Here is an 11,833-nt window from a genome sequence, read left to right as displayed (position 1 = left end):
CGTCGATGTGCTCGCCACCGCGTGGGGCAGCCGCGCCCGGCGGCGGGAAAACGGTCTGGTGCACCTGTGCGCCCACGCCTCGGCAGCCGGGGCCGTCAGTCCTCGCGGCTGTTCCGGAGTGAAGCCGCGCGCAGTGCCATCAGCTCCGGCGCGAGCACCGTGGCGGTGCGGCGGGTGACCTCGACCAGGCCGTCGCGGCGCAGCCGGGAGAGGGCGCGGTTGACCGTCACCCGGGTGGTTCCCAGCAGGTCGGCCAGTTCCTGCTGTGTACGCGGCAGTTCGACCCGCGCCTGGGCTGCTGCCGCGGTCCGCGCCAGCAGCCAGCTCGCCAATCTGGCCTCGACGGGCAAGGTGGCGGCGTCGGTGAAGCGCTCCTGGTGATGCCGGGCGTGGTCGGCGAGGAGGCGCAGTACGTGGGTGCGCACCGAGGGCGCATCGCCGACCAGCTCTTCGAACCGGGCTCGCGGCAGAGCGCGTACGGAGCAGGCGGTGACGCCGGTAAGGGTCGCCGTGTGTCCGCGGCCGTCGATCACGGCGACCTTGTCCAGCGCGCAGGGCCCGGCCCACTCACCGAAGCGGACGACCCGGCCGGTGGCTGTGCCGAGGGTGGCCGACACCCTGCCGTGCAGCAGCAGAAGGAGATGTTCCGCCGGATCGCCGGCCCCGCGCAGTACCTCTCCCGCTCGGTAGCGGCGAGGCGGCGAGTTCCGCCACAGCATGCGCAGCCGGGCTTCCGGCAATCCGGCCAGCAGCGGCACGGTGGCCAACGCCCGCCAGGGCGCCGGTGTATCGGCTGATACTGAACTCGTCACCGTCCGACCGTATCGTCCGCCGCATGATGATCCTTGAGCTGGCCTTCACCGCCTCCCCGGAGCGTCTCGCCGCACGTCCGGCGCACCGCTCGTTCCTCACCCGGCTCCACGAGGAGGGGCGGCTGCTCGCGGCGGGTCCGTGGGCGGACGACTCGGGCGCGCTGCTGGTGTTCGACGTCGGACCTGCGGAACTGGAGCGCGTCCTGGACGCCGATCCGTACTACCGCACACCGGGCGTCGAAGTGGCAGCCGTCCGGGAGTGGACACCGGTGGTCGGCTCCTTGAGCTGACAGGGCCCGAGCGTCCGGCGGCGGCCGACCCGGACGTGCGGGATTGTTACCGCGTCGGGAACCGGGTGCCCCAGGATTCCTCTTCCAGCAGGAGCCCGTTGGCCAGGTAGCTGATGGTTCGGTACCAGCCGGTCAGCACGAGGAGTTCGAGCAGCTGAGCGTCCTCGTAGTGAACGCGCAGGACGTCCCAGGCGGACTCGGAGAGCCGCGCCGTGTCGTGCAGTTCGTCGACCGCGTCGAGCAGTGCCGCATGGCGTGGCGGCCAGTCGGCGCCGGCTGCCGGATCGGTGTCGGCGGTCGCCCGGAGCTGTTCCGGGCTGAGTCCGGCCTGAGCGTCCGGCTCGACGAGCTGACCGGCGCCCGCCTCCTCACCCGGCACGGCGACGGCTACCACCTCACCCGGCTCGGCCAGGATCTCGTCGAGGCGCTGAGCCCACTGGACACCTGGAGCCGCCGATGGGCGCGGGAAATGGAAACCACCACGCCAGAAGAACCCGATGGCTGACACCGCCGCGGCACCGGATACGGGATCCCCTCACCGCCGCAGCAAGGTCACCACCGCCGCGCCGCCGAGGCCGATGTTGTGGGCCAGGCCCACCCGTGCGGCGTCGACCTGGCGGGGGCCCGCTTCGCCCCGGAGCTGCCACACGAGCTCCGCGCACTGGGCGATGCCCGTCGCGCCCAGGGGGTGTCCCTTGGAGATGAGGCCGCCGGAGGGGTTGACCACCCAGTCACCCCCATAGGTGGTGACGCCGGACTCCACCAGGGGGCCGGACTTGCCCTCGGGACACATGCCGAGCGCCTCGTAGGTGAGGAGCTCGTTGATGGAGAAGCAGTCGTGCAGCTCGATCACGTCGACGTCCTCGATGCCCAGGCCGCTGTCCTCGTAGACCCGGGTGGCCGCCGCACGGGACATCGGCCGGCCTACGACGTCGATACAGGAGCCCGAGGCGAAGGACTCGGCGGTGTCGGTCGTCATGGTCTGCGCCGCGATCTCCACGGCCCGCTCCGCCAGGCCGTGTTCGCGAACGAAGCGTTCCGAGGCGACGACGGCCGCCGCCGAGCCGTCGGAGGTCGGGGAGCACTGGAGTTTGGTGAGGGGGTCGTGGATGGTCCTGGCGGCGAGGATCTCCTCGCGTGTGTAGACGTCCTGGAACTGCGCGCGGGGGTTGGCCGCGGAGTGGCGGTGGTTCTTCTCGCCGACGGCGGCCAGCTGCGCGGCCGTGGTGCCGTACCGCTCCATGTGCTCGCGCGCCGCGTTGCCGAAGATCTGCGCGGTCGGCGGCGTCATCTCGAAGCCGTGCCGCGCCGCCATGACGCCGTAGTGCCGGGCGACCGGCGAGGTGGCGAAGTCGTCCTCAGCGGCTCCGCCGCGGGCCCCGCCCGAACCGGCGCCCAGCGCGCCCTTCTTCATCTTCTCGAACCCCAGCGCCAGCACACAGTCGTTGAGGCCCGAGGCCACGAACTGGCGGGCCATCATCAAGGCGGTGGAGCCGGTGGCGCAGTTGTTGTTGACGTTGTAGACGGGGATGCCGGTCAGGCCCAGCTCGTAGACGGCCCGCTGGGCCGCCGTGGACGCCTGGTAGCAGTAGCCGACGGGGGCCTGCTCGACCAGGTCGTAGGGGATTCCGGCGTCGGCGAGGGCCGCGCGGCCGGCCTCGCCCGCCATGTCCCAGTACTGCCACTCGCGCGCCTCGGGCTTCTCGAACTTCGTCATGCCTACGCCGACGATGAATGCCTTGCCTGTCATTGCGGTGCCTCCTGGAAAGCCGGAGTCCGAAGCCGGAGTCCGAAGCCGGAGTCCGAAGCGGGAGTCAGTCGATGAGGGGGCGGGGTCCGGGTCAGATGAGGGGGCGGGGCTCGGGGTCGCGGGGGAGGCCGAGCAGGCGTTCGGCCACCACGTTGAGCTGGACCTGGGTGGTGCCGCCCGCGATGGTCAGGCAGCGCGACATCAAGAAGCCGTGCACGGCCCGCTCCCCTTCGCCCTCGCACAGCGCGCCGCGCCAGCCCAGGAGTTCGAGGGCCAGCTCGGCCACGCGCTGCTGGTGCGGGGTCTGGATCAGCTTCCGTACGCTGGCGCCCGCACCCGGGTCGAGGCCTTCGACCTGCTGGAGGGTGGTGCGCAGGCCGATGCAGGCGAGGGCGTGCGCCTCGGCGGCCAGCGCCCCGATCCGCTCCCGTACGGTGTCGTCCACCGTGTCCAGCCGCCCGATGAGGGCCTCCAGGCCGGTGCTGAAGGTGAGCTGGTCGGCCATGTGGACGCGCTCGTTGCCCAGCGTGTGGCGGGCGACGCGCCAGCCGTCGCCGACCTCGCCGACGACCGCGTCGGCGGGCAGCGGCACATCGTCGAAGTAGACCTCGTTGAAGAGGGAATCGCCGGTGATCTCCTTGAGGGGGCGCACGTCGATGCCGGGGGTGTTCTTCATGTCGACGAGGAAGAAGGTCAGCCCCTCGTGCTTGGGCGCCGCCGGGTCGGTGCGGGCCAGCAGGATGCCCCAGTCCGACCACTGCGCCGCCGACGTCCACACCTTCTGCCCGTCGACCCGCCAGCCGCCGTCCTCACCGCGTACGGCACGTGTACGCAGCGACGCCAGGTCCGAGCCGGCGCCCGGCTCGGAGAACAGCTGGCACCACAGCACCTCGCCGCGCAGCGTGGGCGGCAGATGGCGGTCGCGCTGCTCGGGGGTGCCGTAGGCGATCAGCGAGGGCACCACCCAGGTGGCGATGCCCAGGTCGCTCACCTTCACTCCCGCGTCCGCCAGCTCCCGCTGCACGGCCAACTGCCGTACGGGGCCCGCGCCGAGGCCGTACGGCTCGGGCAGGTGCGGCGCCGCGTACCCGGTGGGGGCCAGGGCGCGGCGCGCGGCGGCCGGGTCCAGGCCGCGCGCGGTGGCGGCGGCCTCGCGGGCCGCCGCGCGGTAGGGCTCGGCCTCCGGGGGCAGCTCCGTCGTCAGCTCGCGTCGGGCGCCGTCGGCGGCGAGCCGCGCGGCGCGCAGCCGGTGCGCGGCGCCGGTGCCGAGCAGCTGCCGCGCGACCACGGCCCTGCGCAGATACAGATGCGCGTCGTGCTCCCAGGTGAAGCCGATGCCGCCGAGGATCTGCACGCAGTCCTTGGCGCAGGTGTAGGCGGCCTCCAGCGCGGCGGAGGCGGCGAGCGCCGCCGTCAGCCCGCGCGCTTCAGCCGCCTTCAGGGCCCCCGCGCCGTCCTCGCGGGCCGCGCGGGCCGCGTCCCAGGTGAGGGCGCGGGCCTGCTCCAGCCGTACGAGCATGTCCGCGCACAGGTGCTTGACGGCCTGGAACTGGCCGATGGGGCGGCCGAACTGTTCGCGTACCTTGGCGTGTTCGGCCGCCGTGTCCAGCGCCCAGGCCGCCACCCCGCACGCCTCTGCCGCGTGCAGGGTGCGCGCGAGGTCGCGTACGAGCTGCCCGTCGGCCTCCAGGGCCCGCGCGGCGGGTACGGCGACGCCCTCGGCGGTCACCTGTGCCGTCGGCCGCAGCGGGTCGGCGCTCTCGTGGGCGCGTACCTGGAGGGCGGCGGCGTCGGCGGCCAGCCACACGGTGCCCGTCGCCGTCTCGGCGGCCAGCACCAGCAGGTCGGCCTGCGCCCCGGCCAGGACGGGCGGGGCGGCGCCGTCCAGCACATAGCTGTCGCCTTGGAGGACGGCGGTCAGCGAGCCGCTGTCCAGGGCGACGGCCGCGACGCGCTCGCCGGTCGCCAGTGCGCGGACCAACTCGGGCCGGGCACCGCCCGTGTGCAGCAGTTCGGCCGCCAGTACGTGCGGCAGGAACGGCCCGGGCAACGCCGCCGTACCGGTCTCCTCCAGCACGACGGCCAGGTCCAGCAGCGAGCCGCCCCCGCCACCCGCCGCCTCCGGCAGATGCAACCCGCACAGACCCTGCTGGGCGAGGCTCTCCCAGAAGGCGGGCGGCGACGGGTCCGGCGCCGCCTCCAGCAGCTTGCGCCGCTCCTCGGACGGCACGGCCCGCGCCGCCCACCCGCGCACGGACTCGGCCAACTCCCGCTGCTCATGCGTGATCCCGATGCCCATGCGGGGCACAGTAGAACACGTTCCACTACGAAGGAAGGCGTACGCCCCGCCTGGAGTGGCCCGCACGGGGCGGACGGGCCGCCTCACCGCGAGGAGGCGGCGGCCGGGACCCGCGCTGAGCCGAACTCACCGGCGGGTGCACCGCTACCGGCTGCCGGACCGCTCCGCCCGCTTCGCCCCCTCCACCTTTACGTCGCCGCAGCCGATGCGTTTGGCCTGGGCACGTACGTACGAGGGCAGCACGGAGACGGCCGGCGAGCGCCCGCTCAGGCTCGCGCGGGCCTGCGCGGTGAAGACGACCTGGCCCGTCTGGCAGGGGACCGTATAGACGGCGAGATCACCCGAAACGCTGCCGTAGCCGTCGCCCTTGAGGCGCTCCGTCCCCTCGCGCGCCAGCGGCTCGACGGCGTGTCCCAGCCCGGGGTCCTCGATGGTCGTCAGCCGCAGCCCGTCCGAGTCCGGCTCCCGTCCGACCTCGCAGGAGTGGACGACGCCCTCGCGGGTGGAGGTGGCCCGCATCCCATGGGAGTAACCCACCGAAGAGCGCGCCCACTCGGGCAGCCTCACACCCTTGAGACCGCACAGGTCCGCGTCGCCCTTCGGCGTCTTGTACGGCGCCAGTGGGGCGAGCTTTTCCGTGTCGGGGTCGGCGTAGCGCCCGGAGCAGCCGTGCTCGTCCATGACGCCGTTGGCCAGGTGCACCACCGCGCTCGCGAGCGCGGCACGGTAGGACCGCGCCTCGCGCGGGTTCTCCTGGCGGGTGTCGGGCCGGCCGGAGCTGAGCGAGACGACCGTCGGCGGATCGTCCTTCCTGCCGCCCTGGCAGGTCGCCGGAAGCGCCACCCAGGCCCGGGCCGGGGAGACCATGCCGGTGACCTCGCCACCGAGCGGCACCATCGCCGACGACAGGAACTCCTCCGGCCACTCCCGCCCGTCCTTGCCGTGGTACCTGTCGAGTTCCTTGACCTCCGCGGTGACCTCCCACTTCAGCTCGTCGTCCTGCCACCGCTGGATGCCGCACTGCGTGGCGCTGGTCTCGTCGGCGCCGAGGGCGTGGTCCAGCGGCATCTCCTGGGCGCGGATGTCGCCCTCGTCCGAGAAGAGCCCGTCCAGGTCGTCGGAGGACAGCGCGTTCCAGCACACGTTGTGGGGGACGAGGGGCAGTTCGCCGGCGCGCCAGGCCATGACGCCGGTGGCGAGCAGCGCCCCGACGAGCGCGCCGACGACCGCGGTGCCGGCCTTGCCCCGCGCCAGGCGGCGCACCCGGGCCCTGATGTCGGTCTCGTCCGGCATGTCGTCCCTCCGCCTGGGGTGTTCGTCGTGCGTGGCGGCGCTGTTCAGGGCCGCGCTGTTCAGGGCCGGGTCGTTCGTTGCCGGGTCGTTCATGACCGGGGTGCCACCGCGTCGCAGCCGATGCGCTCGGCCACGGAGTTCGCCGTACGGGCGAACACCTGACGGGCGCCGGGGCGGGCGATGCTCCGGAGTTCCTCGCCCAGGTTCATGTAGAAGACGGTGCGCTCGCCGCCGCACTCGGCGCTCAGCACCCCCTCGCGCCCGGCGACCTTCCCCTTGCCGCGCCAGCCCTTTCCGGGCGGGCCGTCGCCCGTCATGCCGGTGAACAGGGCCGCCAGGCGCGGCTGTTGCGCCATCACGAACTGGCCCGCGAAACCGGGCGCGCTCACGTCGGTCTCGTCATCCACCGAGCAGGTCTGGACGTCGTCCTCGACGGCGCCGACGCGCGGTCTGAGGTGGTCCTCCTCGCGCTCGGCGAAGTCGAAGCCGGGTATGCGGCAGGTGTCCTTGCCCGCGCCGCTCAGATCGTCCGTGCCGGAGTCGGCGACGGGTGCGTCGACGCGTATCGGTTCGTCGCCCGCGCAGCCCGCCTTCTCGGCGGCCGTGTTGGCGACGGCCACCAGGAGGCCGGCCACGTCCGATTCGGTGCCGACCAGGTGTGTCGTGCCCTGCATACCGTGCACGGTCACGGCGGTCGGCCTGCCGTCCCGGTCGCACGCCTTCGGCAGGACCAGGGCGCCGCCCTCTTCGCCCGCGAAGCCGGGCAGCCCGTCGGGCAGGGGTGCGGCCTTCGCGTCGAAGAAGTCGCTCAGCCATGAGCGGCGCTCGTCCGCCTCGCGCGGGACGGCGCCGAACTCGGCCGTGAGCCGCGAGACTTCCTCCGGCTCCGCCGAGGCGGTGTCCTGGTCGGTGCTGTCGTCGTAGTCGCTGTCCGCGTCGTCGTCGTAGTCGCTGGAGGAACTGTCGTCGGAGGAGTCGTCCGCGCTCTCGACGACCCGGACCGAGCAGGTCGCCCGCGCGGACGAGGAGGAGGGCGGGGCCGATTCCTTGCCGGAGCGTTCGTAGCCGTCGCCGGCGGCCCTGTCGCTCAGCGCGAACGGACCGCTGTCCTCCTGCCAGGCGCCCCAGCAGTAGCTCTCCTTGTCGAAGGGCCAGGTGTCCGTGGCCCAGGTCCCCAGTCCGGCCGCCGCCAGAACGGCGAGACAGACGACCGCCCCGATCCCCTTGCGGCGCCGCGTCAGCCGGGGACGGGCCGAGGCCCCCGGTGCGTTCCGGTCACCCCCGGCGGACGCGTCACCCCCGGCGGACGCGTCACGCTCGGCGGACGCGTCACCCTCGCCGTCCGAGTTGCCCCCGTTGTCCGCCGCTTCCGCCGCTTCCTTCGCTTCCTCACCGTCCGTCACAGACCCTCCCCCGAGATCGACAGCCCGGAGAGGGTACCTGCCGGGTTCCGGCGGCCGGACAGTAGGGCAGCATGGCGGGCGTTGGGACGAGAGGACGAGACACTGAGACGAGAGGAAGACCGGATGAGCCAGGCCACCGCCGCCCGGCCCGAACCCCGTACGCTCGCCGCCTTCGAGGCCGCGAAGGGGTTCATGCCGCTGGACGAAGGGCTCGCGCTGTACGCGGCAGCCGCCGAGGCCACGCGGCTCGGGCTGCCCCTGCTGGAGGTGGGCACCTACTGCGGGCGCTCCACCCTTCTGCTGGCCGACGCGGCACGCGCGGCGGGTGTGACGGCTCTCACGGTCGACCACCACCGGGGAAGCGAGGAGCAGCAGCCCGGCTGGGAGTATCACGACCCGGAGGTCGTGGACCCGGTGGTGGGGCGGATGGACACGCTGCCCACCTTCCGCCGGACGCTGCACGCGGCGGGGCTTGAGGACCACGTGGTGGCGCTGGTGGGGCGCTCGCCGCTGGTCGCGGCGGTGTGGGGCAGCCCGCTCGGCCTGGTGTTCATCGACGGCGGCCACACCGAGGAGCACGCCACCGCGGACTACGAGGGGTGGACGCCTCGGCTGGCGTCCGGGGGGCTGCTGGTGATCCATGACGTCTTTCCGGATCCGGCGGACGGCGGCCAGGCCCCGCACCACATTCACCAGCGGGCGCTGGCCTCGGGCGCGTACGCGCCGGAGTCGGCGACCGCTTCGCTACGGGTCCTGCGGCGCTTGTGAGGCGGCCCCCGTGCGGCTCATGGCGCCGAGAGGCTCTAGCATCTACGCCCGTGTCGAAGGGAAGTTTCGGGAGGCGGCCAAGGCCGCTGAGGCGGCGGGTGGCCGCCTCGGCGGTCGCACTCGTATGCGTGGGCGCGGCCGGGTGTTCGGTCCTCCCCGGCGGTGACGACGGCGGCCGGGGCACCCCCTCCCCCTCGGCGGCTTCGGGTAAAGGCACCGGGGACGACGGGAGCGGCAAGGGCGGCAAGAACGGCGGAGGTGCCGGGGGCGGCGGGGGGAAGGACGCCCCGAAGTCCGACGGTCCGGCGCTGCGCGGGCGGACCATCGTGATCGACCCCGGTCACAATCCCCACAATCGCGACCAGCCAGGCGAGATTTCCCGCCTCGTGGATATCGGCACGGCGAAGAAGGAATGCGACACCACGGGCACCGCGACCAATTCCGGTTACGCGGAGGCCGACTTCACCCTCGATCTCGCACGCCGGGTCCGCACGGCGCTCCAAGAGCACGGCGCGAAGGTGAAGTTCACCCATGACGGTGACGATCCGTACGGGCCCTGTGTGGATGAACGCGCGAATATCGGAAACCGGGCACAAGCGGACGCCGTCATTTCGCTCCATGCCGACGGGGCCCCCAGCGGCAGCCGCGGCTTTCATGTGATTCTTCCCGCATCCGTACACAAGGGCGAGGCGGACACCCGCCGGATCACGGATCCCTCCCGACGGCTGGGAACAAAGGTGCGGGACGCGTTCCGCGAGACCACGGGTGAACGTCCGGCCAACTATCTGGGCGATGGCAACGGTTTGGACACTCGTGGTGATCTGGGAGGTCTCAACCTCAGTACAGTCCCCAAAGTCTTCCTCGAATGCGGCAACATGCGGGATCCGCACGATGCCGATCTGCTCACCTCAGCGAAGTGGCGCGGAAAGGCCGCGCACGGGGTCGCCGACGGGATCACTTCTTTCCTCGCCGGGAAGCGAACCCAGAAGACCGGCCCGTAGTGTCATCCGTACGATGGGGTGCTCACCCCCGGCAGACCCAACCATGACCAGACCGATTAAGGACCCCACGTGAACATCCGCTCGCTCACGCGAGGCGACGGCGCGGTGATAGGAGCAGCGGTGCTGCTGTTCATCGCCTCGTTCCTCGAGTACTTCTCCGCCGATTGTGAAGGCTCGTACTGCGACAAGATCGACATGCCGAACGCCTGGGACACGGACAAGCTGACCATGGTCCTGGCCACGGTGTTCCTTCCCGCCATCCTCGGTGCCGCGGCACTTGCCGGTGGTCGCTTCCTGCCGGAGAACCGTAAGTTCGGTGCCCTCACCCTGCCCCAGTTCGGCGTCAGCCTGACGGTGGTCTCGGTGTGGGGCTGGTTCTGGGTGCTGGGGTCCTCCCCGGATGAGGCCAGCCTGGGTGCGGGCGCGATCATCGCGCTCTTCGGTGTCCTGATCGCCGCCGGCGCGGCCGTCCTCACGCCGGTGATCCCCTTCCTCGTCCTGCCGCTGGTGCCCGCCGGCGGCCCGCGTCCCGGCCCGTACGGGCAGCAGGGGCCGCAGGGCTACGGCTACCCGGGCGGGCCGCAGCCGGGCCCCTACGGCGGTCAGCCGGGTCAGCCGGGGCCGGGTCAGCCGTACGGGCAGCAGCCGGGTCAGCCGGGTCCGGGTGGACAGCCGGGTCCTGGCGGACAGCCGCAGGCCGGAGGCCCGCAGCCGGGTCAGCCCGGTCCGGCCGCCGGTGGCGCTCCCGACCCGAACTTCCAGCCGTTCTGGTTCGCCGTTCCGATGGCGCGCCCCCTCTTCGCCGAGGACGGCTCCCCGCAGCCCATCGCCGAACTGGCGCCGGGCACCTGGTACCTCGCGGTGGAGCAGCGCGGTCAGGCGCTGATCGCGCAGACCCAGGACGGACGCCGCGGCGTCCTCCAGGACACCTCGAACATCCAGCGCGGCTGAGACACCGGCACCGCCGGCCCACTCGCGCAGAGCACGGCCCCTCGCCCTTCCGGGCGGGGGGCCGTTGCCGTACGCTGCGGCGCGGCACCCGGTAACTGACGCGCCGTCAGTGGATCGCCGATCGCCCGGGGCCGTCAGCTGCTCACTGGGAGGAGGCGGGCCGATGCGGCTCGGTCTGGCGCTCGGATACTGGGGCCGGGGCCCCGACCCCCGGCACCTCGAACTCGCCCGCCAGGCCGAGGACCTGGGCTACCACTCGGTGTGGACCGCGGAGTCCTGGGGCTCCGACGCGTTCACCGCGCTCACCTGGATCGCCGCGCACACCTCCCGCATCCGCCTGGGCACCGCCGTCGCGCAGATGGCCGCCCGCACACCCACCGCCACCGCGATGCACGCGCTGACCCTGGACCACCTGTCCGGCGGCCGGATGCTGCTCGGCCTCGGGCTCTCCGGCCCGCAGGTCGTGGAGGGCTGGTACGGACGCCCGTTCCCCTCCTCGCCGCTGACCCTGACGCGCGAGTACGTGAACGTCGTACGCCAGGTCCTGCGCCGCGAGGGGCCGGTGAGACTGGAGGGGCGCTACCACTCGCACCCGTACACGGGCACGGACGGCACGGGGCTGGGCAAGCCGCTCAAGCCGATCACGCATCCGCTGCGGGGGGACCTGCCGGTGCTGCTCGGGGCCGAGGGCCCAAAGAACGTCGCCCAGACCGCGCGGATCGCGGACGGGTGGCTCCCGCTGTACTGGTCGCCCACCCGGGTCTCCGCCCACGAGGCCGCGCTGGCCGAGGCCCCGCCCGGCTTTCTCGTCGCGCCGATGGCACAGGCGCGGGTGTGCGACGACGTCGCGGAGGGACTGTTGCCGGTGAAGATGATGCTCGGCTTCTACATCGGGGGGATGGGCGCGAGCAAGGCGCGCGCGGAGCGCACGGTCAGGGGCGGTGGCCGGGAGACGGGTGGGCGGAATTTCCATGCGGAGCTGATGGCCCGCATGGGGTACGAGGAGGCCGCAGCGCGCATCCAGGCGCTGTTCGCCGAGGGGCGGAAGGAGGACGCGGTGCGGGCCGTGCCCGACGCGTTCGCGGATGAGATCTCGCTTGTGGGGCCTCGGGAGAGGATCGCGGAGAGGCTGGCCCTGTGGCGGGCCGGGCCTGTGACGGATCTGCTGGTGACGGCGCCGGATCCGCGGACGCTGCGGGTGCTGGCCGAGCTCAACGCGTGAGGGAGCCCCTGCTGAATTTCAGCCCGTCCGGGGGCTCCTCCCGG

The 11,833-nt window shown here is 72.8% G+C and carries 11 protein-coding genes; 5 read left to right on the top strand and 6 right to left on the bottom strand.

Annotated features, from left to right (window positions below; translation table 11 throughout):
* Positions 1-95: 95 nt before the first annotated feature.
* Entirely contained in the window at positions 96-812 is a 717-nt protein-coding gene (locus OHB04_RS29505) for a Crp/Fnr family transcriptional regulator (RefSeq protein WP_326690666.1), read from the bottom strand.
* 23 nt (positions 813-835) lie between these two features.
* Between OHB04_RS29505 and OHB04_RS29500 the strand changes: the two genes are divergently transcribed.
* Positions 836-1,102, top strand: coding sequence for a YciI family protein (locus OHB04_RS29500; RefSeq protein WP_326690665.1), 267 nt, complete (start codon positions 836-838; stop codon positions 1,100-1,102).
* 46 nt (positions 1,103-1,148) lie between these two features.
* On the opposite strand, the gene OHB04_RS29495 is transcribed toward OHB04_RS29500, so the two are convergent.
* From OHB04_RS29495 to OHB04_RS29475, 5 genes are all read right to left on the bottom strand, one after another.
* A complete protein-coding gene (locus tag OHB04_RS29495) occupies positions 1,149-1,610 on the bottom strand; it encodes a hypothetical protein (RefSeq protein WP_326690664.1) in 462 nt (153 codons plus the stop codon).
* Between the two features lie 27 nt (positions 1,611-1,637).
* The gene (locus OHB04_RS29490; protein ID WP_326690663.1) at positions 1,638-2,852 is read right to left on the bottom strand and encodes a lipid-transfer protein; all 1,215 of its coding nucleotides are present in this window, start codon (positions 2,850-2,852) and stop codon (positions 1,638-1,640) included.
* 91 nt (positions 2,853-2,943) lie between these two features.
* Positions 2,944-5,151: an acyl-CoA dehydrogenase gene (locus OHB04_RS29485; RefSeq protein WP_326808644.1), complete on the bottom strand. Its 2,208-nt coding sequence runs from the start codon at positions 5,149-5,151 to the stop codon at positions 2,944-2,946.
* A 144-nt stretch (positions 5,152-5,295) separates the two neighbouring features.
* A complete protein-coding gene (locus OHB04_RS29480) occupies positions 5,296-6,537 on the bottom strand; it encodes a hypothetical protein (protein WP_326690661.1) in 1,242 nt (413 codons plus the stop codon).
* Positions 6,534-7,847, bottom strand: a complete 1,314-nt coding sequence (locus OHB04_RS29475; RefSeq protein ID WP_326690660.1) for a hypothetical protein — start codon at positions 7,845-7,847, stop codon at positions 6,534-6,536. Before OHB04_RS29475 ends, OHB04_RS29480 begins: the two co-directional genes overlap by 4 nt.
* Before the next feature lie 123 nt (positions 7,848-7,970).
* Here OHB04_RS29475 and OHB04_RS29470 point away from each other — a divergent pair, with 123 nt between their 5' ends.
* The 4 genes from OHB04_RS29470 (at position 7,971) to OHB04_RS29455 (ending at position 11,789) form a co-directional block, all read left to right on the top strand.
* Complete coding sequence (locus tag OHB04_RS29470; RefSeq protein WP_326690659.1) at positions 7,971-8,615, top strand: class I SAM-dependent methyltransferase; 645 nt, start codon at positions 7,971-7,973, stop codon at positions 8,613-8,615.
* A 50-nt stretch (positions 8,616-8,665) separates the two neighbouring features.
* Positions 8,666-9,616: an N-acetylmuramoyl-L-alanine amidase gene (locus tag OHB04_RS29465; RefSeq protein WP_405803325.1), complete on the top strand. Its 951-nt coding sequence runs from the start codon at positions 8,666-8,668 to the stop codon at positions 9,614-9,616.
* A gap of 69 nt (positions 9,617-9,685) precedes the next feature.
* Positions 9,686-10,567, top strand: a complete 882-nt coding sequence (locus OHB04_RS29460; RefSeq protein ID WP_326808643.1) for a DUF5336 domain-containing protein — start codon at positions 9,686-9,688, stop codon at positions 10,565-10,567.
* 163 nt (positions 10,568-10,730) lie between these two features.
* Positions 10,731-11,789, top strand: coding sequence for an LLM class F420-dependent oxidoreductase (locus tag OHB04_RS29455; RefSeq protein ID WP_326808642.1), 1,059 nt, complete (start codon positions 10,731-10,733; stop codon positions 11,787-11,789).
* Positions 11,790-11,833: the final 44 nt, after the last annotated feature.

Source organism: Streptomyces sp. NBC_01775, from assembly GCF_035917675.1.
Lineage (GTDB): Bacteria > Actinomycetota > Actinomycetes > Streptomycetales > Streptomycetaceae > Streptomyces.
This window is presented reverse-complemented; position numbering and strand designations above follow the sequence as displayed.